At 71.2% G+C, this 21,817-nt stretch carries 21 protein-coding genes and 1 tRNA gene; 12 read left to right on the plus strand and 10 right to left on the minus strand.

The features are described from left to right. Positions 1–27: 27 nt before the first annotated feature. Together cysK and N1031_RS15625 are read right to left on the minus strand one after the other, a co-directional pair. Complete coding sequence (gene cysK, locus N1031_RS15620) at positions 28–966, minus strand: cysteine synthase A (protein ID WP_259480659.1); 939 nt, start codon at positions 964–966, stop codon at positions 28–30. Positions 967–1,078: 112 nt separating this feature from the next. Further along, positions 1,079–1,576 (minus strand): hypothetical protein, encoded by a 498-nt coding sequence (locus tag N1031_RS15625; protein WP_259480660.1) that lies wholly within the window; start codon positions 1,574–1,576, stop codon positions 1,079–1,081. Positions 1,577–1,733: 157 nt separating this feature from the next. Here N1031_RS15625 and N1031_RS15630 point away from each other — a divergent pair, with 157 nt between their 5' ends. Further along, on the plus strand, positions 1,734–2,651 hold the full coding sequence (locus tag N1031_RS15630; RefSeq protein WP_259480661.1) for an aldose 1-epimerase family protein: 918 nt from the start codon (positions 1,734–1,736) through the stop codon (positions 2,649–2,651). A gap of 36 nt (positions 2,652–2,687) precedes the next feature. On the opposite strand, the gene N1031_RS15635 is transcribed toward N1031_RS15630, so the two are convergent. After that, the gene (locus N1031_RS15635; protein WP_310795707.1) at positions 2,688–4,139 is read right to left on the minus strand and encodes an MFS transporter; all 1,452 of its coding nucleotides are present in this window, start codon (positions 4,137–4,139) and stop codon (positions 2,688–2,690) included. A 79-nt stretch (positions 4,140–4,218) separates the two neighbouring features. Here N1031_RS15635 and N1031_RS15640 point away from each other — a divergent pair, with 79 nt between their 5' ends. From N1031_RS15640 to N1031_RS15665, 6 genes are all read left to right on the plus strand, one after another. Further along, positions 4,219–4,851, plus strand: a complete 633-nt coding sequence (locus tag N1031_RS15640) for a TMEM175 family protein (RefSeq protein ID WP_259480662.1) — start codon at positions 4,219–4,221, stop codon at positions 4,849–4,851. After that, a complete protein-coding gene (locus tag N1031_RS15645) occupies positions 4,848–5,237 on the plus strand; it encodes a YchJ family protein (protein WP_259480663.1) in 390 nt (129 codons plus the stop codon). Before N1031_RS15640 ends, N1031_RS15645 begins: the two co-directional genes overlap by 4 nt. Next, positions 5,221–6,495 carry a lipase family protein gene (locus tag N1031_RS15650; protein WP_259480664.1) on the plus strand — a complete coding sequence of 425 codons (1,275 nt, stop codon included), beginning with the start codon at positions 5,221–5,223 and terminating at the stop codon, positions 6,493–6,495. Before N1031_RS15645 ends, N1031_RS15650 begins: the two co-directional genes overlap by 17 nt. A 72-nt stretch (positions 6,496–6,567) precedes the next feature. Then, positions 6,568–7,059, plus strand: a complete 492-nt coding sequence (locus tag N1031_RS15655; protein WP_259480665.1) for a cupin domain-containing protein — start codon at positions 6,568–6,570, stop codon at positions 7,057–7,059. Between the two features lie 58 nt (positions 7,060–7,117). After that, on the plus strand, positions 7,118–7,306 hold the full coding sequence (locus tag N1031_RS15660) for a hypothetical protein (protein WP_259480667.1): 189 nt from the start codon (positions 7,118–7,120) through the stop codon (positions 7,304–7,306). Between the two features lie 102 nt (positions 7,307–7,408). Beyond that, complete coding sequence (locus tag N1031_RS15665; RefSeq protein ID WP_259480668.1) at positions 7,409–8,068, plus strand: DUF5701 family protein; 660 nt, start codon at positions 7,409–7,411, stop codon at positions 8,066–8,068. Between the two features lie 27 nt (positions 8,069–8,095). Here the strand turns inward: N1031_RS15665 and N1031_RS15670 are convergent, their stop codons facing one another. Then, the gene (locus N1031_RS15670; RefSeq protein WP_259480669.1) at positions 8,096–9,088 is read right to left on the minus strand and encodes a hypothetical protein; all 993 of its coding nucleotides are present in this window, start codon (positions 9,086–9,088) and stop codon (positions 8,096–8,098) included. A 40-nt stretch (positions 9,089–9,128) separates the two neighbouring features. Beyond that, a tRNA-Arg gene (locus tag N1031_RS15675) sits at positions 9,129–9,202 on the minus strand. A gap of 128 nt (positions 9,203–9,330) precedes the next feature. Here N1031_RS15675 and N1031_RS15680 point away from each other — a divergent pair. Next, positions 9,331–12,450, plus strand: a complete 3,120-nt coding sequence (locus N1031_RS15680) for a DEAD/DEAH box helicase (RefSeq protein WP_259480670.1) — start codon at positions 9,331–9,333, stop codon at positions 12,448–12,450. A 68-nt stretch (positions 12,451–12,518) separates the two neighbouring features. Here N1031_RS15680 and N1031_RS15685 read toward each other — a convergent pair whose 3' ends face one another. Both N1031_RS15685 and N1031_RS15690 read right to left on the minus strand, forming a co-directional pair. Continuing rightward, positions 12,519–13,043, minus strand: coding sequence for a flavin reductase family protein (locus N1031_RS15685; protein WP_259480671.1), 525 nt, complete (start codon positions 13,041–13,043; stop codon positions 12,519–12,521). Positions 13,044–13,065: 22 nt separating this feature from the next. After that, a complete protein-coding gene (locus N1031_RS15690) occupies positions 13,066–13,614 on the minus strand; it encodes an NADPH-dependent FMN reductase (RefSeq protein ID WP_259480672.1) in 549 nt (182 codons plus the stop codon). A 259-nt stretch (positions 13,615–13,873) separates the two neighbouring features. Between N1031_RS15690 and N1031_RS15695 the strand changes: the two genes are divergently transcribed. Continuing rightward, positions 13,874–15,061 (plus strand): MFS transporter, encoded by a 1,188-nt coding sequence (locus N1031_RS15695; RefSeq protein ID WP_259480673.1) that lies wholly within the window; start codon positions 13,874–13,876, stop codon positions 15,059–15,061. A gap of 119 nt (positions 15,062–15,180) precedes the next feature. Here the strand turns inward: N1031_RS15695 and ald are convergent, their stop codons facing one another. Beyond that, positions 15,181–16,296: an alanine dehydrogenase gene (gene ald / locus N1031_RS15700; protein ID WP_259480674.1), complete on the minus strand. Its 1,116-nt coding sequence runs from the start codon at positions 16,294–16,296 to the stop codon at positions 15,181–15,183. A 157-nt stretch (positions 16,297–16,453) separates the two neighbouring features. Between ald and N1031_RS15705 the strand changes: the two genes are divergently transcribed. Beyond that, positions 16,454–16,945 (plus strand): Lrp/AsnC family transcriptional regulator, encoded by a 492-nt coding sequence (locus N1031_RS15705; RefSeq protein ID WP_259480675.1) that lies wholly within the window; start codon positions 16,454–16,456, stop codon positions 16,943–16,945. Continuing rightward, a complete protein-coding gene (locus N1031_RS15710; RefSeq protein WP_310795706.1) occupies positions 16,942–17,433 on the plus strand; it encodes a gluconokinase in 492 nt (163 codons plus the stop codon). The genes N1031_RS15705 and N1031_RS15710 overlap by 4 nt, the downstream gene beginning before the upstream one ends. A gap of 38 nt (positions 17,434–17,471) precedes the next feature. Here N1031_RS15710 and N1031_RS15715 read toward each other — a convergent pair whose 3' ends face one another. Together N1031_RS15715 and N1031_RS15720 are read right to left on the minus strand one after the other, a co-directional pair. Continuing rightward, positions 17,472–17,972: a nucleoside deaminase gene (locus N1031_RS15715; protein ID WP_259480676.1), complete on the minus strand. Its 501-nt coding sequence runs from the start codon at positions 17,970–17,972 to the stop codon at positions 17,472–17,474. A 38-nt stretch (positions 17,973–18,010) separates the two neighbouring features. After that, positions 18,011–20,881 (minus strand): AfsR/SARP family transcriptional regulator, encoded by a 2,871-nt coding sequence (locus N1031_RS15720; protein WP_259480677.1) that lies wholly within the window; start codon positions 20,879–20,881, stop codon positions 18,011–18,013. 174 nt (positions 20,882–21,055) lie between these two features. Between N1031_RS15720 and N1031_RS15725 the strand changes: the two genes are divergently transcribed. Continuing rightward, positions 21,056–21,733, plus strand: coding sequence for a DUF3800 domain-containing protein (locus N1031_RS15725; protein WP_259480678.1), 678 nt, complete (start codon positions 21,056–21,058; stop codon positions 21,731–21,733). Positions 21,734–21,817: the final 84 nt, after the last annotated feature.

Genomic DNA, 21,817 nt, shown 5'->3' on the forward strand with positions numbered 1-21,817 from the left:
CGGCGCACCCCGATCACGCGGGCCCGCTCAGTCGGCGAGCCCGGCCCACAGCGGGGTCGAGATGTAGCGCTCACCGAGGTCGCACACCACGGCGACGACGGTCTTGCCCGCGTTCTCGGGCCGCTTCGCGACCTCGAGGGCCGCCCACATGATGGCACCCGACGAGATGCCCGCCATGATGCCCTCCTCGCTCGCGAGGTCGCGGGCCACGGTCAGCGCGTCGTCGAGCGTGACGTCGATGATCTCGTCGTACACCTCGCGGTCGAGGATGGGCGGCACGATGTTGGCACCGATGCCCTGGATCTTGTGCGGCCCCGCCACGCCCTGCGTGAGCAGCGGCGAGTCGATCGGCTCGACACCGACGACCTGCACCCCGGGCTTCTTCTCCTTGAGCACCTGGCCCACGCCCGTGATGGTGCCGCCGGTGCCGATGCCCGCGACGAAGATGTCGACGGCGCCGTCGGTGTCGGCCCAGATCTCCTCGGCCGTGGTGGTGCGATGCACCGCCGGGTTGGCTTCGTTCTCGAACTGGCGCGCGAGGATCGCGTTCTCGGTGGAGTCGACGATCTCCTGCGCCTTCGCCAGCGCACCCTTGATGCCCTCGGGGCCGGGGGTGAGCACGAGCTCCGCCCCGTAGGCGCGCATCACCACGCGCCGCTCCGACGACGCCGTCTCGGGCATCGTGAGGATGACCTTGTAGCCTCGGGCGGCACCCACCATCGCGAGCGCGATGCCGGTGTTGCCGCTCGTGCCCTCGACGATGGTGCCGCCGGGCTTCAGCGCCCCGGACTTCTCGGCGGCGTCGACGATGGCGACACCGATGCGGTCTTTCACGCTGTTGGCGGGGTTGTAGAACTCGAGCTTGCCGAGCACCGTGGCGTCGATGCCCTCGGTGAGACGGTTGATGCGAACGAGCGGGGTGCGGCCGACGATGGCGGTGACGTCGGCGTAGATCTGAGCAGCCATGGATGCGTCCTTCCGAAGGGTCGACTTCACTCTAGCCACGCAGAAGCCCCGCCCGGCGAAGATGACGCGGGGCGGGGCTCCAGGATGCGCGGCGCGCGTGCCGCGGCGATGCTCAGTTGCAGGTGTAGGTGATGCCGTCGACCTCCCACACGCCCGGTCCGAGCTGCGCACAGGCGTCGATCACGCTTCCCGCGAGGGCGACGAGCACGACGATGAAGATGATGAGGCCGATCACCTCGAGCACGATCGCGATGATCGACACGATCACACCCGCCTTCGCAGGCCCGTTCGCGAAACCGGCCTCGCGAGACTGCTTGCGCGCGATGATGCTCATGATGAGACCGGCGATCGGCGCCACCAGCGGGAAGATGAAGAAGCCCGCGATCGCCACGATGAGGCCGGCGATGCCGAGCGACTTGCCCGGGAAGGTGGCCGGCGGCGCCGCGGCGTACCCGGGAGCGGCGGTGGGCGGTGCCGACACCGGGGGCGGCGTCACCGGAGGAGCGGCCTGGTAGGCGGGTGCCGGGGGCGGGGGTGCCGCCGGAGGCGTCGACGACTGCGGCGGCACCGACGGCTGCGGAGGCACGGGGGGCTGGTTGGGGTCGGTCATGGCGGGCGTCCCTTCCTCGTCACTGGTTCGAGTCCCTGCTGATTCGAAGCTGATTCGAAGGTTACCGCGATGCGGCCTCCACGGCCCAGGGTTTTTCCGGCGGTGGCCACGCCCGGTAGCGTGGGGGCGATCCGTCCGTCCCCCGCTAGGAGTCGCCGTGCCCGCTGTCCGCCCCCTCTCCGGAGCACGCATCGACCTCGAGAGCGGCCCCTACCGCGCCTCCGTCGCGAGCATCGGCGCCTCCCTGCGCGTGCTGCAGCACGACGGCCGCGACCTCGTGGTGCCCTACGGCGTCGACGAGCAGCGCCCCGCCTACCGCGGCGCCACCCTCGCGCCCTGGCCGAACCGGGTCACCGACGGCCGCTACGTGTTCGGCGGAGAGACCGCCCAGCTGCCCCTCACGGAGCCCGAGCGCGGCAACGCCCTGCACGGCCTCGTGGCCTGGCTCGACTTCGAGGTCGCCGAGCGCACCGTCGACCGCGTCGCGCTGCGCGCCACCGTCGAGTCGCAGGCGGGCTACCCCCACCGCCTCGAGCTCACCGTGGAGTACCGCCTCGACGACGCCGGCCTGCACCAGAGCGTGACCGCTCTCAACACGGGCGATGACCCCGCACCGTTCGGCACCGGACCGCACCCCTACCTCGTGGCCGGCCCCGGCACGGTCGACGACTGGACTCTCGAGCTGCCCGCATCCGAGGTTCTCACCGTCACGCCCGAGCGCCTCATCCCGATCGGTCTCTCGGATGTCGCGGTCGAAGACGGCGGGGCGTTCGACTTCCGCTCCCCCCGCCTCATCGCCGACACCTTCATCGACCACGCCTTCACCTCGCTGACCCGGGATGCGGAAGGAGTGGCCACGGTCACGGTCACCTCGCCGGCGGGCACCGGCGTCGCGATGACCTTCGGGCCGGAGTGCCGCTGGGTGCAGGTGCACACCGCCGACGCCTCGGCGCGCTCGGGCCTGGCGGTCGAGCCGATGACCTGCCCTCCCGACGCGTTCAACTCCGGCCTCGACCTGATCGTGCTCGCGCCGGGGGCCTCGGCCACCGCATCCTGGAGCATCGCCGCGCTCTGAGCCCGACCAGCGCTCCTGGCCGCTCGACCCCGCCGCTCAGCCGCGGTCGTCGGCGTCGGGCAGACTCGCCGACCGGTACGGCCGGTGGTGCTTCGGAATGAACACCGTGAACACCACCCCGATCACCGCGGCCACCGCCGACACCGCGAACGACACCTGGAACGCGCTCGCGCTCGGGGTGGTCTCCCCCGCTGCCGACACCAGCTGCGAGGCGAGCACCACGCCGAACACCGCACTCGCGATCGACGAACCGAGCGTGCGCATCACCGAGTTGAGGCCGTTCGAGGCAGCGGTCTCGGTGGAGGGCACCGCGCCCATGATGAGCGTGGGCATCGACGAGTAGGCGAAGCCCACGCCGAAGCCCACGAGGGTGGCGATGAGCACCGCGTGCCACACCTCGCTCATAAGGAACACCGCGAGCAGGTAGCTCACGGCGATGATGGTGATCCCGAGCAGCAGGCTCGTGCGCGCCCCGCGGGCGGCGATGAGCCGCGCGGCCACGGGCGACATGGCCCACATCACGAGTCCGCTCGGCATGAGACACAGGCTCGACACGAGCATCGACTGCCCGAGGCCGACCCCGGTGGCGGTCGAGGCCTCGAGCAGCTGCGGCAGCACGACCGTGCTGGCGAAATAGGTGAACCCCACGGTGATGGAGGCGAGGTTGGTGAGCAGCACCGTGGGCCTCGCGGCTACGCGGATGTCGATGAGCGGGCTGCGCGATCGCAGCTCGAAGAGCACCCAGAGCACCAGCACGACGACCCCGCCGATGAGGGTGCCGAGCGTCGCGGGCGAGCCCCACCCCCATCCCGACCCCTTCGAGATGCCGAGCAGCAGCGAAGCCAGACCGATACCGAGACCCACCGCGCCCAGGGCGTCGAAGGTGCCCTCGGCCCGGAGCGTGCTCACCGGGATGAAGCGCCACACGAGCGCGAACCCGGCGAGCGCCAGCACGCCCGACACGGCGAACAGGATGTGCCAGTCGAGGAACTGCGAGATGACGGCGGCCAGCGGCAGGCCGATCGCGCCACCGATGCCGAGGGTGGCACTCACCAGGGCGATGGCGGGGCCCACGCGGTCGCGGTGCAGCACGTCGCGCAGGATGCTCACGCCGAGCGGGATGACGGCCAGACCGGTGCCTTGGAGCGCCCGGCCCACGATCAGCGGCGCCAGCTCGTGCGAGAAGAAGGCGATGAGCGAGCCGAGCAGCACGAACGAGAGCACGATGAGCACCATGCGGCGCTTGCCGTAGAGGTCGCCCAGCCGCCCGAAGATGGGCGTGGCCACGGCGGCCGTGAGCAGGGTGACGGTCACCGCCCACTGGGAGTCCTCGGCCGAGACCCGCAGGATGTCGGGCAGCTCGGGGACGAGCGGCACCAGCAGCGTCATCATGAACGCGGTGACGAGGCCGGTGAAGGCGAGGGTGAAGACGACGGCGCGGTCGTCGAGGGGTCGGCTCAGACGAGCGCGTTCATCGGGGTCCAGAATCTTGCCTCCTGTTAACTACCTTCGGAAAGCCCCAACCTGGGGGAAGACAGTGGTATTCCCGGCCCGGGATAATGGGCGCATGCGCACGGAACGGGGATTCGACAGGCTGGTCAACTTCAGCGATGCCGTCGTGGCCATCGCCATCACCCTGCTCATCCTCCCGCTGGTCGAGACCGCCACCGAGGTCAGCGGCAAGCCGATCGACGAGCTGCTGGTCGAAGACGGCCCCCGGCTGCTGGTGTTCGTCATCAGCTTCGCGGTCATCGGCCGCTTCTGGCTCGCGCACCACGGCATGTTCGAGAAGATCGTCGACTACAACCGGGCGACGCTCTGGATCAACCTGCTGTGGCTGCTCACCATCGTCTTCCTGCCGTTCCCCACCGAGCTCATCGCCGTGAGCGGGCACGACGACCCCACCACGACTGCGCTCTACGTGGGCACCATGGCGGCGACGAGCCTCACCGCGGTGTGGCAGCAGTTCGAGTTCGTGCGCCATCCCGAGCTGCAGGCGGAGGCGGTGCGCGGCACTCTCCGCATGGCCCCTTCGCTCATCATGGCCGGGATGATGCTCGTCGTGCTGGTGCTCGTCGTGCTGTTCCCGTCGGGCGGGCTGTTCTGGCTCTTCGTGCTCCTGCTCTCGACCCCCCTGCAGATCATCGAGAAGCGCATGCACGCCCGCCGCACGGCCGTCGTGCCCGGCTCCGAGGCGTGAGCGACCGCTGCCCGTGCCTCTCGGGCGACACCTTCGGGCAGTGCTGCGAGCCCTACCTGGCGGGCCGTGCGCATCCACCCACCGCCGAGCGGCTCATGCGCTCGCGGTACACCGCCTTCGCGCGGGGTGACGCTACCTATCTGCTCGCCAGCTGGCACCCGTCGACGCGGCCGGCGAGCCTCGAGCTCGACCCGGGCATCCGGTGGCTGTCGCTCGAGATCGTGGGGCGCAGCGGTGGCGGCCTGCTCGACACGGAGGGTGAGGTGGAGTTCACGGCCCGCTATCGCGTGACCGAGGCCGACGGCACCGGGCGCCGTGGCACCCAGCACGAGCGGAGCCGGTTCGGGCGCGACGGCGGGCGGTGGAGCTATGTCGGCGAAGCCTGAGCCGGGGGTCGGCAGCGGGAACGCGCACCCGCGCACCCGGGGTCGACGGCTCGTGGTCGACGGGCTGCTCGCGATCGTACTCACCGCCGCGGTGGTGGTGGGTCTGTCGGTCGCCTCGACGTTCTGGACCGATGCGCTGCGCCTGGCCGAAGGCGCCGCCGAGGAAGCCGCGGAGCAGCCCTTCTACACGCTGCCCGCCACGGTCGACCCCGCCGCGCCGGGCACGGTGCTGAGGAGCGAGCCGATCGGCAGCGCCCCTCCCGGCACCCTCGCGTGGCGGGTGCTCTACCACTCCACCGACGTGCTGGGCGACGACATCGTGGTGTCGGGGCTGGTGATCACCCCGGACGGCGACCCGCCGGCGGGCGGTTGGCCCGTGGTGTCGTGGGCGCATCCGACCACTGGCACCGCGATCCGCTGTGCACCCTCGGTGGGCCTCGACCCGTTCGACCTCGTCGAGGGGCTGAAGGAGCTGACCGACGCCGGCTACGCGGTCGCCGCCACCGACTACTCGGGGCTCGGGGTGGACGGACCCGACTCGTACCTGATCGGGGTGACCGAGGGCAACAACGTGCTCGATGCGGTGCGGGCCGCGCGCGGCATCCCGGATGCGCGGGTGGGCACCGAACTCGTGCTGTGGGGGCACTCGCAGGGCGGGCAGGCGGCGCTGTTCGCGGCGCAGCAGGCGGCCGCCTACGCTCCCGAGCTGCAGCTGAAGGCGGTGGCCGTGGCCGCGCCCGCCACCGATCTCGCGGCGCTGCTGAAGGCCGACATCGGCGATATCTCGGGGGTCACGATCGGGTCGTACGCCTTCACCGCCTACGCCTCGGTGTACGGGCCGTCGACCCCGGGCGCCTCGCTCGACACGATCCTCACCCCCGCCGCCGCGGCCGCAGCGCCCTCGATGAACGAGCTGTGCCTGCTGGGGCAGAACTCGCAGCTGCACGAGATCGGTGCGCCGCTCGTGGGCGACTACCTCAGCGGCGACCCGTCGACCACTCAGCCCTGGGCCGACCTGCTCGCGGCGAACACCCCCGGCTCGGGCGGTGCGGCGCTGCCGGTGCCGCTGTTCGTGGCGCAGGGCGATGTGGACCAGCTGGTGCACCCCGATATCACGGCGGCGTTCGTGAAGTCGCAGGCGGAGGCGGGCACGACGGTGACGTCGTACACGATCGAGGGCACAGGACACGGGACGGTGGCGCTGCGAGCGGTGCCGAAACTGATGGAGTGGCTGGGGTCGCTCGGGCTGCCGCACTGAAATCCGCTGCCGCACGGAAACCCGCTGCCGCACGGAAACCTGCCCGAAACGCCGTGGCCCTAGCCTGTGGGCATGACCACGGCCCCGCTTCTCACCCACGACTCCGACCTCGTCGCCTACCGCATCAGCGCGGGCGACACCGTGAAGCTGGTGCCGCTCACCGGGCCGGCCGACGGGTCGCCGACGAGCGTGTTCTTCGAGATCTGGGACCCGTCGGGGAGCCAGCCCGACAACTCGCATCCCGAGTCGGTGGAGATCTTCGTCTTCCTCAAGGGCGAGGGCGTGGCCGTGAGCGACGAGCACAGTGTCGCGGTGACCGCCGGCGACGTGCTGGTGCTGCCTGTGGGGTCGGTGCACCACATCAAGAACGCCTCCGCCACCGAGAAGCTGTACGCGGTGACGGTGATGGCGAACGACCTCGGCTCGCAGGCCTCCGACTCCTCGGTGAAGGGGTTCCACGAGCTCGTGCTCGGCGGCATCCCCGACACCTTCGACGACGCCGACCGTGCCGTCTTCGTGCAGAACGCGGCCACCGTCGCGCGGTACGCGCCCGCCGCGTCCTGAGCCCCCTTGGCGGCTCGGCCGCCGGGGAGTTCACTGGGGGGCGACGAACGGAGCATCCATGAGCGACCTGAGCGACGACGAGCTCGACCCCGATCTCGGACCCGATAGCGAGGCGGCACCCGACGCCGGCCGGGAGTCCGAGTCGGCCGACCCGCACGCCGACAACCCCGACCCCGACGCGGACGGTGACGCCGACCCCGAGGCCCCCGGCCCGACGGCCGATCTCGTCGATCCTGACGCGGACTGACGGACGCCGCTCGTTACTGCACTCGGCGCGCGGGGTGCTTGCGGGAAGGTTTGGCGGATGCGCGGGGTTGGCCTGATCGTCGCCGAACGAGAGGGGCCGCCCGTGTCCTTGACCTCAACCGCTCCTGCCCCGACCGCCACGGCCACAACGCCGACCGTGCGGGAGCAGGTGGAGCGGCTGGTGGCGCTGGGGGTGCCCGAGCTGGCCGGGGTGAGCGCCGAGGAGCTGCGGAGCGCGGCGTCGAAGCTGCGGGGCGGGGCGCGGTCGATCCTCATCGTGCATCCCTCTCTGGTGCCCGTGAGCAGGCTGGTGCCGCTGCTCTCGCGCTCGGGCAAGCCGGGTTTCGTGGTGTCGGACTTCTCCGACCTCGACCAGTTCGAGCCGCTCGACGACATCGACGTGCCCGACCGGCCGCTGTACCTGGTGCACGAGGTCGAGCGGGGCGACGACCTGCGCAACTGGAGCCCCGACGAGGCGCTGCCCGAGATCGTCTCCCGCGGTCGCCGGCCGCTGACCGTCAGCGAGGGGGTCAGCTGGTTCCTGCAGCAGCCCGATCAGCTCGAGCCGAACTTCTGCGCGATGACCATCGGTTCTCGCCTGCGCCGCCCGGCGGGCGGGCTCGACGCCCGCACCCCCGCGATCTGGATCTCGTCGGGCACCGGCCGCGACGGCCGCGCCGTCCGGGGTGCCCCGAAGCTCGGCTGGTGCTGGGCCGGCAACCGCCACACCTGGCTCGGCTTCGCCTCCGCCGCCCGCTGCTGACCGCCACCCGCCGTTACACTGCGGCGGTCAGGAGGTTGCGCGGTTGAGGAAGCTGATGCCATCGATGACGGTGTAGGCGAGGCGGAAGCGAGGGCTGCCGGCGTCGGCGGCGCGCATGAGGTCGTGGAGGGTGAGGGCGGGAACGCCGGGGAGGGCGACACCGGCGAGGGTCGCACGCGGGGCGAAGAGCGCGAGGGCGACGAGGTCGCGGGCGGAGGGCGCGGATCCGGCTGTCGCCACCGGCGCTGGGCCGGCCGAGGGCACAGCTGCGGAGGCGGAGGCGGCGGTCGAGGCGCGCAGGGTGCGCAGCTCGCGGCGGCGGGTGTCGGTGGTGGGGTGGGGACGGCCGAGGCGCGCGGGTACGGCCGCCACGACGGCGGCGAACGCGAGGAGGGCGGCGATGGCGAGCGCGGTGGAGGCCGGGTTCGGCACGACGAGAACGATGAGGAAGGCAGCGACGAGCACGCCGAGCAGCGCGAGCGTCACGACGAGGAGCGATGGCCACCGCCACGGCGCACTGATCACGCCGCGCCGCGAGGCCGCCCAAGCCGCTTCGTCGAGTGCCTCTGCCAGGCGGCCGCGGCGCGCATCCCGTGATCGGCCCGGCTGGTGGAGCCCGGCCACGGGTTCGGCGTCGAGGTAGGCACGAACCATCTGCGCCTCGGCGGGCGCGAGTGCGGCAGGCACGGCGATCTCGACGGCGGGCGCCCTTCCACGCGCAGCCTCACGGAGCACGATGACGCCACGCGCCTGAAGATCGAGCAGCAGAGCCGCAGCCGCACGTCGTTCCACGCCGGCCAAGAGCGAATCGTCGAGCACCTGACTCGTCGGGGGCACCGGTGCAGTCCGCTCCGCCCGGGCGGCGGGAGCCGGAGACACCTCGGGCGCCGTGGTGGAGAGCAGCCTCACGGTCGACCACCGCAGCAGCAATGCCACGACCAGGAGCCCGATCGCCACCCCGATAACTCCGGCCGCGAGCCCTGTGTACACCGCACCCCACCCGTCGACGCCGCCCAGCAAAAAGGCTCCGATCGCGATGATCGGAGCCTCGGTGATTCGGTGCGCCCTAAGGGATTCGAACCCCTGGCCTTCTGATCCGTAGTCAGACGCTCTATCCAGCTGAGCTAAGGGCGCATCATGCAGTGGAATCCACCGCACGAGTATCAGAGCCTAGCACGCACGGCCGAGCGGGGCAACGCGGGCACCCGACGCCGCTCCCCCGGGCGGGCGCCGATGTCGGCACCCGGTGAGAGCATGGGTGCATGCCTGCCGAATCCCGCCCCGATCCGCGCGCGGGCTGGCGCAGCGTGATGGGCTCGGTGCTGGGAGCCGCGGAGGAGCGGCCGATTCAGGATGCGCGGGGTGCGCCACCGGAGGGCACGACCCCGATGGGGTTGCAGTTCGAGCTGCGGGCACTCACCCCGCGCACCCACGACAGGTGGCGGGGCCCGACCTCGGCGAAGGCCGTCCCCGACGACGCAGACCTGGCTGCGCCCGAAGGCTCACCGGGCAGCGACCCGCTCGACCCCGATCCGCTCGACCCCGATCAGCTCGCCGATGCGCTCGCGCTCAGGGCACCCCGGCGCCTCGGCGTGCGCCCCGCCGTGCGGAGCTCGTCGGGCTCGTACGTGAAGTCGAACCTCACCTGGGGCTCGTTCAGCCACCAGGTGAACCGCCACCGGCTCGACCCCGAGCACCACCGCTGGTTCGCACAGTTCGCCGCCCTCCACCGCGCCACGCGCCCCCAGACCGCACCGGCCGAAGCCGAGTGGATCACCCTCGACGAGTTCACCAGCCCTCTGCTCTGGCAGCTGCTCGCCGAGGCGGAGACGCTCGGCATCGAGCTGGTCACCTCGGCCCGCAGCGGCGCGGTCGTGGTGTCGCGCGACCCGGTCGAGGTGCTCCTGCTGGCGCGGGGAGGGCCCGACGGCTCTCTCCTGCTCGATCCGGTCGTCACAGATCACGGCGACCCCGCGCATCCGCCCCACCCCGCCCACAACGCGGGCGCCCTCGGCACCCACGGCGTCTACCGCTACACCCTCTCGAAGCAGCCGCTCATCGTGCTCGCCCGCCTCGCGCATCCGCTCACCCCCGAAGAGACCGCCCTTCTCGGGCGCGCCCCGCTGCACGTGCCCGCGACCGACACCGAGCAGTTCTTCGCCGAGTACTACCCCGACCTGCAGCGCGGCGTCACCCTCGAGAGCACCGACGACGCACTGACCCTCCCCGAGGTTCCGCCGCCCACGCTCGTGCTCACCGCACGGTTTCGCCCCGGCGACGTGCTGCAGCTCGACTGGGACTGGGCCGGCCACCGCGACCCCACCGCCGAGACGGCCACGCTCGCGGCGGTCGCGATCGAGCTCGACGCGGTGCTCACCCGCTTCCCGCCCACGATCGACCCCCTCACCCCCTCGCTCACGCTGCGCGGGGTCGATGCCGCCGCGTTCGCCGAGAAGGCGATCCCGATGCTCGAGGCGCGCGCCGACGTGCGGGTCGACGTGATCGGCGAGCGGCCCGCCTACCGCGAGATCGAGGGGCACCCCGAGGTCACCCTCACCGCGGTCGAGACGCTGAAGCGCGACTGGTTCGACCTCGGCTTTGTGGTGAACATCAACGGATACACGGTGCCGTTCGGCCCCCTGTTCAAGGCGCTGGCCCAGGGCCGCAAGAAGCTGCTCATGGTCGACAAGAGCTACCTCTCGCTCGACCACCCGGCGTTCGACCGCCTGCGCGAGCTGCTCGACGAGGCCGACGCGCTCGACGAGTGGGAGACCGGCCCACGGGTGAGCCGGCACCGCTTCGCCGTGTTCCCGGCGTTCGACGACGTGGCCGAGCAGAGCCCGGAGGCGGCGGCCTGGCGATCGTCGGTGGCGGCGCTGGCGATGACAGCGGCAGAGAACGAGGCTCCGGATGCGGGCGGCGGCGCGGTCCCGCCCACCCTGGTGCCCGAGGCGGTCACCGCCGAGCTCCGCCCCTACCAGCGGGCGGGGTTCGACTGGCTCGCCCAGCTGTGGCGGCACCGACTGGGCGGGGTGCTCGCCGACGACATGGGCCTCGGCAAGACTCTCCAGGCCCTCACCCTCATCGCCCACGCCCGCGAAACGGCGGAGACCGAGCGACCCGCCCCCTTCCTCGTCGTGGCCCCCACCTCCGTGGTCGCGAACTGGGCGCTCGAGGCCGAACGCTTCACACCCTCCCTCCGGGTGCGCACCGTCACCACCACCGAGAAGGTCGCCGCCCGCCCGCTGGCCGAACTCGCCGCCGAGGCCGACGTCGTCGTCACGAGTTACGCCCTCCTCCGCCTCGACGCCCGCGCCTACCGCGCCCAGCGCTGGTCGAGCCTCTTCCTCGACGAGGCCCAGTTCGTGAAGAACCACCTCTCCAAGCTGCACGCCACCGTGCGCGAGCTCGACGTTCCGGTGCGCTTCGCCATCACGGGCACCCCGCTCGAGAACAACCTGCTCGAGCTGTGGTCGCTGTTCGACCTGGTCGCGCCCGGTCTCTTCCCCTCCGCCACCCGCTTCGCCGAGAAGTTCCAGCGCCCCATCGAGCGCGGCATCTCACCGGAGGCCCTCGCCACGCTGAGGCGGCGCATCCGGCCGTTCCTGCTGCGCCGCACCAAAGACCAGGTCGCCCCCGAGCTGCCCGAGAAGCAGGAGCAGGTGCTCGAAGTCGAGCTCTCGCCGGCACACCGGCAGCTCTACGACGCCACCCTGCAGCGTGAGCGGCGCAAGCTCTTCGGCCTGCTCGACGACCTCGACCGCAACCGCTTCATCGTGTTCCGCTCGCTGACCCTGCTGCGCATCCTGAGCCTCGACGCGAGCCTCGTCGACGAGGCCCACACGAACATCCCGTCGTCGAAGCTCGACGTGCTGCTCGAGCACCTCGGCGAGGTGGTGGCGGAGGGGCACCGCGCCCTGGTGTTCAGCCAGTTCACCGGCTTTCTCGGCAAGGCGGCCGAACGCCTGACGGCCGCGGGCATCCGCTTCGAGTACCTCGACGGGTCCACCACGAAGCGCCCGGAGGTGATCGCGCGGTTCCGCGAGGGCGATGCGCCCGTGTTCCTCATCAGTCTCAAGGCGGGCGGCTTCGGGCTGACGCTCACTGAGGCCGACTACGTGTACCTGCTCGACCCGTGGTGGAACCCGGCGAGCGAGAACCAGGCCATCGACCGCACGCACCGCATCGGGCAGCACAAGCCGGTGAACGTCTACCGCCTGGTGGCAGCGGACACCATCGAGGAGAAGGTCATGCAGCTGAAGGAGCGCAAGGCCGAGCTGTTCGACGACGTGCTCGGGAGCGGGGGGAGTGACGCACCGGGCGAGGACGATCTGTTCTCACAGGGGCTCTCGGCCGACGACATCCGGGGTCTGCTCGGGTAAGGCGCAGCGTATTCGGGAGGCGGCGCACTGTCGGGAGGCGCAGCCCCGGATGCCGTCGGTGGGCGAGACTAGCTGGCCTCGCGGAGGTGGCGGTACTGGCCCTTGAAGTACAGGAGGGGCTCCTCCTTGTGCCAGGACGCCGGGCTCATCTCGTTGACACGGCCGATGACGATGTAGTGGTCGCCGGCCTCGTGCTCGGCCCAGATGTCGCAGTCGAGCCACATCAGGGTATCGGCGATCACCGGGTTGCCGGCGGCCGTGGGGGTCCACTCGATGCCGGCCCACTTGTCGGTGCCCTTGCGGGCGAACTGGTTCGACACGGTGTGCTGGTCGTGGGCGAGCACGTTCACCACGAACTTGCCGGTCTCCCGCACGCGCGGGTAGGTGGTGGAGTTCGTCATGACGCTGAACGAGACCAGCGGCGGCTCGGTCGAGACCGAGTAGAACGACTGGCAGGTGAACCCGATCGGGCCCTCCTCGTCGATGCCGCTGATGATGGTGATGCCGGAGGCGTAGTGGCCCAGCGTGTCACGGAAGACACGGGGGTCGAACGCGGGACCGGTGACGATGGATTCTTCGGGGGCGATGGTCATTGTTCTCAGCTCCTAGTTGCGGTCAGGAAACCGGCACGGATGCGGTAGCGGACTGTGTCGCGGCGGCGACGGTGGCGAGGCGGGCGAGGTTCGCGGCGTACTCCGCGGCGGCCTGGTCGACGATCTCGTCGAGATGGTCCATCTGGCCGGCCACGAAGTAGAAGCCGCGGCCGGGCACGACCGCTCCGAGCTCCACCAGCAGCGGTGCGAGGTTGACCGTCGGGCCCATCGCGTGGGTGAGGTCACCCCCCGTGTGCACCGGGATCGCCGTCACGCCCGCGAGGCCGTTCGCCGGGTACCGGTCGAGGAAGGCCTTGAGAAGGCCGGTGTAGCTGGCCTTGTAGGTGGGCGACGCGAACACCGCGAGGTCGCTCTCGGCGACCCGGGCGTTCAGGGCGGCCATCTCCTCCGAGGGCCACGCGAAGATCTCGGCCGTGTGATCGGCGAGATCGATGATCTCGAGCTCGTAGGAGCCGGGGGCGAGGAGTTTCTCGACCAGGGTCTCCGCGACCTTGAGAGTGCGCGACTTCGGCTTCGGATTGCCGACGACGATCGTTGCTTTCAGTGCCATTGCTTTCCACTTCATTACCGATTGACAGGAAATGAGGGATGCGGGAAATGCACCTGGCCAGTCGTACGTTCGAACGATCCGCGGGGACGGGCAGGAGACATCGACATCTCTCACACACACCACCGAGATCTTGTGGCCCGGTGGGCCCGCAACGGCTTACGTTGCTGTTCCAGTATCGCCGCCGCAGATTACAGGCGTATTTCGCCGGTAACATTTCGTCGGATTCGGGCAGGATTCGTGGCCGGATAGGCTTCGGAGCGTGAGCTGGGACGGTCATGCGCGGGGCAGCCGGGCCTACCGGCGCATCCTGGCGGGCCTGTTCTTCGCCGGCGTCTCCACCTTCGCGCAGCTGTACTCGCCGCAGGCCCTGCTGCCCGAGATATCGGCCGAGCTCGGCGTCGAGCCCGCCACCGCTGCGCTCACCCTCTCGGTCGCCACTCTGGGCCTGGCCGCGGGGGTGCTGCCCTGGTCGGTGCTCGCCGATCGGCTCGGGCGGGTGCGGTCGATGGTGATCTCGCTCTCGGGAGCCTCGCTGCTCGGACTGCTGGTGCCGTTCGCCCCGTCCATCCCGCTGCTGCTCGGCGGCCGCTTTCTCGAGGGCGCGTTCCTCGCGGGGGTGCCCGCGGCCGCGATCGCGTTCTTGCAGGAGGAGATCAGACGAGCGGATGCGGGGCGAGCCGCGGGCATCTATGTGGCGGGCACCTCGGTGGGCGGGCTGCTCGGACGGGTGGTGGCCGGGCCGGTGGGCGAGGCCGTGTCGTGGCGGGTCGGCATGCTCACAGTGGCGGTGCTCTGCGCGCTGTCGGCGCTCGCGTTCACGGTGCTGGTGCCGCGACCGCGCGGATTCGCGCGACCCGAGGCCGGGTCGGCGGCGGCGCGACTCGGCCACCGGCTGACTGCGAGCATCCGATCGCCCCGGCTGCTCACGCTGTACGCGCAAGGGTTCCTGCTCATGGGTGCGTTCGTGGCGCTCTACAACTACCTGGGCTTCCGGCTCATCGGCGACCCGTTCTGGCTGCCACAGATCGTGGTGAGCCTCATCTTCTTCGCCTACCTCGCGGGCACGCTGTCGGCGTCGCGAGCGGGGGCTTTCGCCACCCGGTGGGGGTGGCAGCGGGTGCTGGTCGGGTCGGCGGTGGTGATGGCCGTGGGGGTGCTGCTCACGCTCGTCGACTCGCTGCCGGTGGTGTTCGCCGGCCTGCTCGTCGCGACCGCGGGGTTCTTCGCGGCGCACGCGGTGGCCTCGGGATGGACGGGGCGCGAGGCCACCGTCGGGCGCGCCCAGGCGGCGTCGCTGTACAACCTCGCGTACTACGCCGGGTCGAGCCTGTTCGGGTGGCTCGGTGGCGTGGCGCTGGTCTCGGGCGGATGGGGCGCCGTCGTCGCGATCATCGTCGCGCTCGTCGCCGTTGCAGCGGTCCTCGCGGCCCTCGTGCTGCGCGACTGAGCGCAGGGTGCTGAGCCGGCGGGAGGATGCCGAGCGCGGGAAGGTGCTGTGCGGATGGGCGCGCCCACCACAGCGGGCCCACCCGCACAGGGTCTCGTGCCGGCTCGCGCCGGGTCGGCTCAGGCGGCGGGGAGCTCGGAGAAGGGCGTGTACCCGAAGCGCGGGAACGCCTCGGCGGTGCCCGCGTGGGTGAGGTGACCGTCGACCGTGGAGACGCCGGGCACGAGCGCGGGGGTCGCGGCCACGGCAGCCTTCCAGCCGAGGTCGGCGAGCCGCACCACGTAGGGCAGCGTGGCGTTGGTGAGCGCCGCGGTCGACGTGGCGGAGACGGCACCGGGCATGTTGGCCACGCAGTAGAAGATGGAGTTCTCGACCACGTAAGTCGGCTCGTCGTGCGTGGTGGGCCGCGAGTCGGCGAAGCATCCGCCCTGGTCGATCGCGATGTCGACGAGCACCGACCCCGGCTTCATGCGGGCCACGAGCTCGTGCGACACGAGCTTCGGTGCGGCGGCTCCCGGCACCAGCACGGCGCCGATCACGAGGTCGGCCTCGAGCACCGAGCGCTCGATCTCGTAGGCGTTCGACACGACCGTCTTCACGCGCCCCGCGTACACCTCGTCGAGGTGGCGCAGCCGCGGGATGCTGAGGTCGAGCACCGTCACGTCGGCCCCGGCCGCCACGGCCTGCTGCACCGCGTTCTCGCCGGCCATGCCGCCGCCGATGACGGTGACCTTCGCCGGGCGCACCCCGGGCACGCCGCCGAGCAGCACGCCGCGGCCGCCCTTCGAGCCCATGAGGTGGTAGCTGCCCACCATCACCGACAGCCGGCCCGCGACCTCGCTCATGGGGGCGAGCAGCGGCAGCGACCCGTCGGCCAGCTGCACCGTCTCGTAGGCGATCGAGGTGGCCTTCGAGGCGAGGAGGGCCTCGACGAGCGGCTCGGCCGCCGCGAGGTGGAGGTAGGTGAAGAGCAGCTGGCCCTCGCGCAGTCGCCCGTACTCGGGGGCGATGGGCTCCTTGACCTTCACGATCATCTCGGCGCCCCACACCGTGTCGACATCGGCGAGCACGGCCCCGGCGACCTCGTACTCGGCGTCGGCGATCGCGGCGCCGAGGCCCGCACCGTGCTCGACGAGCACACTGTGGCCGTGCTTGACGAGTTCGAAGACGCCCGACGGCGTCATCGCCACGCGGAACTCGTTGTTCTTGATCTCTTTCGGAACGCCGATGATCACGGGGTCTCCTCGTCGGGGGCGTACGGATGCGCGCGGCGCGCTCGGTCGAACACGATTATGAGACAGGATTCGTCTTTATGTCATCCAGTCCGAATATAATTCGGCCGTGGTCGTATATGAGGGCCTCTGATTCGACGAAAGGGGCCCGATGGCCACCATGGACGAAATCGACGAGCGCATCGTCTGGGAGCTCTGCCGCGAGGGCCGCCTCCCCAACAAGGAGCTCGCCGAGCGCGTGGGCATCGCACCCTCGACCTGCCTGGCGCGGGTGCGCGCCCTGGTCGAGAACGGCGTGCTGCGCTCGTTCCACGCCCAGCCCGACTGGGCGTCGCTCGGGCTACCGATCGAGGCGATCGTCGCGGTACGCCTGAAGGCCCAGGCCCGGGCCCAGATCAAGACCTACGCGCAGCGGGTGGTGACCCTGCCGAACGTGCTCGACGTGTTCTTCCTCGGCGGGGCCGACGACTTCCTGATCCACGTCGCCTGCACCACCACCGGCCAGCTGCGCGACTTCGTGGCAACCGAACTCAGCATGGACAGCTCGGTCGCGTCGACGCAGACGAACATCATCTTCGACCACCTCATCGGGGTGGAGCACATGGCCGCCGGCGGCAGCTGGGCCGAGGTGCGCCAGGCGGTGGGTTCGTGAGCGGGTCGGCCGTCGTGGTGATGGGGGTCTCCGGGGCCGGCAAGTCGGTCGTCGGCGCGGGTCTCGCGGCGAGGCTCGGGCTGCCGTTCATCGATGCCGACCACCTGCATCCGGCGGCCAACGTCGAGAAGATGGCGTCGGGCATCCCGCTCACCGACGACGACCGGTGGCCCTGGCTCGACGTGGTGGGCTCCACGCTCGCCGCCCACTCGGAGGGGGTCGTGATGGCCTGTTCGGCCCTGCGCCGGGTCTACCGAGACCGCATCCGCCGTGCCGCGCCCGGCACCTTCTTCGTCGAACTCGACGGCACCCCCGAGCTGCTGCTCCGCCGCATCTCGGCGAGGGTCGGGCATTTCATGCCGCCGGCTCTGCTCACCTCGCAGCTGGCCACCCTGGAGTCGCTCGCGCCGGACGAGCACGGTGCGCGGGTGAGCATCGACGGCACGCCCGACGAGGTGCTGACGCGCGCGGTCGCGGCGATGGGCTGAGAAGCGGCGCCTGCCGCGCGCGGTCAGGCCCAGTAGGGTCAAGCCCAGAAGCCGGCGTGCACCTCGGCCCCGCCGGGCACCTCGATCGGGCCGACGACCGTCACCGTGCGGCCGCCCCGCGCGAAGAGCTCGCGTGACGACAGCTCGAGGGTCGGCTCGGCCTCGTCGCCCCGCCCTGCCGCCCGGCTCTGCTCCTCGACGATCGCGGTGAGCGCGGACGACGACAGGGCGAACACCACGGTGCCGATGCCCGCCCAATAGATGGCGCCGCTGCACATCGCGCACGGCTCGGTGCTGGTGTAGAGCACCGACGCGGCGAGTTCGCCCGCCTCAAGCCGCCGAGCCGCCGCGCGCACGAGGTTCGTCTCGGCGTGCCCGGTGGGGTCGCGGTCGGTGAGCACGGAGTTGAGCACCTCGACGACCGTGCCGTCGGGTGCCACCAGCAGCGCACCGAAGGGGTGGTCGCCCCGCGCCCTGGCCTCGGCCGCCAGCTCCACGGCGCGGGTCAGCCGCGCATCCCGCTCGTCGTCTGCATCCATGCCGCCACCCTACGGCCATCGCGGGCGCGGGCGCGGCGTCACGACGCGACCTCCTCGAGAAGCCTGATCGCGTCGCCGATGCCGAGTCGTGTGCCTCTGGCGTACTCCCGTCGCCACGTGGCCGGCGTGAGCCCCTGCCGCACGCGGTCGCGGTAGCCGCTCCAGTAGGCGGGCTCGACCGACCGCCGGTCGTAGCCGAAGCGCTGGGCCACGGTGTCGACCACCCCGAGCAGCGCCGCACCGTCGCCGTGCCGCTCGAGCAGCGCGCACGCCCCGGCCCCGGTGTGCAGCGTCGTGACCACCGCGTGCATATCGCCGTCGGTGACCGCGCCGCGCACCGCCGCCCTCACCTGCGACACCGCGTCCCGCCCGCGCCTGAGCTTGATGTAGAGGTGCGCCAGGCGCAGCGCCGCAGCATCGACGGCCCACCTGTGCCCGCAGGCCCGGGCGGTGCGGTGTGCCTCGGCGAAGGCCTCGAGCGCCTGCGCGGGTTGCTCGAGATAGCCCTTCGCGATGCCGCGGAACAGGTGCACCTCGCTGACCGCCCAGGGTGCCACCTCGTCGAGCAGCCCCACCGCCACGCGCATCCGTTCGTCGTGGCCCGCCACGTCGCCCACCGTCGCCCGCCACATGCCCGTGCACGCCGCGAACAGCGACCGCCAGGTGGGGTCGCCCGAGAGCCCGGCCGCCTCTGCTCCCTCGAAGGCGTAGCGCTCGCCACCGAACTCGTCGCCCGAGCGGTGGATGTTCATGACGGCACCGAGGCAGGCCCTGGCCACGGTGTCCGGATGCGCGGCGCCGTCGATCGCGAACGCCCGGTCGAGCGCGTGCCTGGCCCGCACGAACGACCCCCGCCGGAACCAATGCCACGCCTGCCCGCCCGCGAGCCGCAGAGCGTTCTCGCGATCGGCGGCCCCGACCGCGGTCTCGAACGCGAGCTGCAGGTCGGGTCGGGCCGCATCGAGGCGGGCATGCAGCTCGCGGGCCTCGGGGCTGCGCACCCGGTCGTCGAGCGCGAGCACCCAGGAGGCGTAGTGGAGCGTGTGGCGTCGCCGCCAGCGCTCCAGCACCTCGGGGCAGTCGGGTTCGGGGCCCGGTTCGAGCAGCGCCTGGCGCACGGACTGCAGCAGGCGGTAGTGCCGTCGACCCGCGGTGCTGTCCACCGCGACGAGGGACTTGCGCGCCAGAGCGAGTACGAGATCGCGCGGCCGGCCGTGCTCGGAGGCGCAGATCGCATCGACGGCGTCGAGGTCGAAGGCGCCCGCGAACCAGGCGAGCTGGCGCAGCAGGAGTCGCTCAGGCCGGGAGAGCAGGTCGATGCTCCAGTCGAGGGTGGCGCGGAGGTCGGCGTGGCGGCCCCTGTCGTGCGGGCGGTCACCCGTCGAGGCGTTCGGGTGGAGCCTCAGCAGGCCGTCCTGTTCGATGGCCGCACGAAGCTCGTCCAGGTCGAGCACGTCGAGGCGCGCCGCGGCGAGCTCGAGCGCGAGCGGGAGTCCGTCGAGGCGGGCGCAGATGGCGCGCACGCTGCGCTGGAGGTCGGCGCTCGCGTCGAAGCCGGGCACCACGTCGCGGGCGCGGGCCTCGAAGAGCGCGACCGCGTCGCCGCTGTCGTCGACCGACATCGGCTCCACGGGGATGAGCTTCTCGCCCGGCACCCGGAGCGCTTCGCGGGTGGTCACCAGCACGGTGAGACCGGGGCAGCGGGCGAGGAGGTCGATGGCGAGCGCCGCCACGGCCTGCCTGAGATGCTCGGCGTTGTCGAGCACGAGCAGCACCCGGCGGCCGGCGAGCCGCTCGGCGACGGCGTCGAGCACGCTCTCGTTTCCAGACACGCGATCGGGCCGTGTACCGCCGAGGCATTCCGCGAGCAGGTCGGGCAACCCGTCCGCACGGTCGAGGACGGTAAGGTCGATCATCCATTGCTCGTCGTCCTCCGGATGCGCCACCCGCCGCGCGCTCTCGATGGCGAGGCGCGTCTTGCCCACCCCGCCGGGGCCCACGAGCGTAATGAGTCGCGATGACCGCCGGGCGGCGTGCACCGCGGCGAGTTCGTCGCTCCGGCCCACGAACGAGCTGATCGGCAGAGGAATGCCGCGACGGGCGACCAGATCGGCCGTGCGCGGTGGCGACACGGCGGGGTCGTGACGCACGATGGCCTCCCGCAGCGCGGCGATGTCGAGATCCACCGGGCGCTCCTGCACGGCCACCCTGTGCATCCCGCCGGCTCGGAGCGGCAGGGCGATGGAGTGCATCTCCATCTCGATCGGGCTCTCCCTTGCCGAGATTCCGTCGAGCAGTTCGAGCGCCTCCGAGGCGCGACCGAGACGCGCACTCGCCTCGGCGGCCAGCACGATCGTGGACTCACGCGCGGCCTTCTCCATCGCGAGCAGCGAGGTGAGCGCTCCGAGCGCTTCTCGGGGATCGCCGTCGGCGAGCCGGTTGCCGGCGAACGCCTCGACCGCCGCCACCCGCTGCTCCGCCAGCCGCTCCCGCGCCTCGGGCACGAAGGGGAATCCGTCGAGATCGGCCAGCGGCGCGCCCGCGGTGAGCCTGCCCTGCCACGTTCGCGGGGCATCCGCTCCCGTGGCGGCGAGGCCACGTAACTCTGCGGCGTCGATCTCGACCCCCTGCGGGTCGAGGACGTATCCGCCACGACCACCCCCTACGACGCCGCCGAGCTCGCCCTGGCGCAGACGCGACACCTGCGCCCGCAGCGAACTCACTGCCGCAGCGGGCGGCTGCGGCCACAGGCCCGCCACGAGTTCGTCGGTCGAGACCGGCTCTCCCGCTACCAGCGCGAGCCGGGCCACGATGGCGCGGCGGAAGACGCCGCCGAGCAGCAGATGCTCCCGCCCGCGGCGCACGCGCACGGGCCCGAACAACTGGATACGGAGGGGGTTCGTAGGCACCCGAACAGTATTCATCCCCTCAATGAGTTAGTCAATACCCTGTAAGTTGAAAACCTCTCCGCAGCACTTGTTCACAACTCGACGTTATCCACAACGCAGTGCGATCATCCTCGCCGACCCGGCATCTGTGCTGTTCTCATCACCATGCGATCCGAGCCGAGTCCACACCGGTCCGTGAAGCCGGTCCGACTCTTCTACGTCGACGACTCCGGCGCCGAGCGCAGTGGGATCGCCACCTTCAGCTGGCTCGAACTGGCCGCAGACCACTGGGGGTCAGGCCTGCGCGATGTCTTGGCCTGGAGGAAGGATCTCGATCAGCGCCACGGGATCGCGAAGCAGTACGAACTGCACGCCACGAACTTCGCCAACGGCCGAGGCAACCCGTCAAGCCGAGGTGAGGGGTGGAACCGCCGAAAGCTCCATCGATCCCAGGTCGTCGAGGAGTCACTGTGCCGCTTGGCTACCTGGGAGTGGGTCGGCGTCGGGACGATCTTCTCTCGGAGCGGACTCCGTCGCACCGAGTACTCCCGCGAACGCGCCAGGGTCTACAGAGAGTTGGTCTCAATGCTCGATGTTCGGCTCCGGAGGGCCGGGGAACTCGGCTACATCCTGATGGATGGCGATGGCACCGACGCGACATATGCCTCTGCGCACCGATCACTCGCACTCGACGGCAGGGCATTGATGGAAGATCCTGGATTCCTGAACTCCCACCACAGTCAGTGGATACAACTCGCCGACATGGTCGCCTACGCGAGCTACCAGCAGATCGTCCGTCTCCCAGAGAAGGAATTCGCCTGGAATTGGCGCGAACTTCTCAACGGAATCGACACCGGACTGTTCGAGGTCTGAGCCAACACCCCGCACATGACACCCGAGAAAAGAAGCTGGACCCGGTCTCCGGCTCTGAGCCGGGCGGGTCCGCACCTCCAGCCT

It is taken from the genome of Herbiconiux moechotypicola (genome assembly GCF_024979255.1).
Classification (GTDB): Bacteria; Actinomycetota; Actinomycetes; order Actinomycetales; family Microbacteriaceae; genus Herbiconiux; species Herbiconiux moechotypicola.

Bases quoted from the DNA above. Each gene is read 5' to 3' on its own strand.
- N1031_RS15660 (WP_259480667.1), top strand. From the start codon at position 7,118: ATGAGCGACCTGAGCGACGACGAGCTCGACCCCGATCTCGGACCCGAT.
- N1031_RS15655 (WP_259480665.1), top strand. From the start codon at position 6,568: ATGACCACGGCCCCGCTTCTCACCCACGACTCCGACCTCGTCGCCTAC.
- N1031_RS15715 (WP_259480676.1), bottom strand. From the start codon at position 17,972: ATGGATGCAGACGACGAGCGGGATGCGCGGCTGACCCGCGCCGTGGAG.
- N1031_RS15690 (WP_259480672.1), bottom strand. From the start codon at position 13,614: ATGGCACTGAAAGCAACGATCGTCGTCGGCAATCCGAAGCCGAAGTCG.
- N1031_RS15685 (WP_259480671.1), bottom strand. From the start codon at position 13,043: ATGACCATCGCCCCCGAAGAATCCATCGTCACCGGTCCCGCGTTCGAC.
- N1031_RS15680 (WP_259480670.1), top strand. From the start codon at position 9,331: ATGCCTGCCGAATCCCGCCCCGATCCGCGCGCGGGCTGGCGCAGCGTG.
- N1031_RS15625 (WP_259480660.1), bottom strand. From the start codon at position 1,576: ATGACCGACCCCAACCAGCCCCCCGTGCCTCCGCAGCCGTCGGTGCCG.
- cysK (WP_259480659.1), bottom strand. From the start codon at position 966: ATGGCTGCTCAGATCTACGCCGACGTCACCGCCATCGTCGGCCGCACC.
- N1031_RS15705 (WP_259480675.1), top strand. From the start codon at position 16,454: ATGGACGAAATCGACGAGCGCATCGTCTGGGAGCTCTGCCGCGAGGGC.
- N1031_RS15640 (WP_259480662.1), top strand. From the start codon at position 4,219: ATGCGCACGGAACGGGGATTCGACAGGCTGGTCAACTTCAGCGATGCC.
- N1031_RS15650 (WP_259480664.1), top strand. From the start codon at position 5,221: ATGTCGGCGAAGCCTGAGCCGGGGGTCGGCAGCGGGAACGCGCACCCG.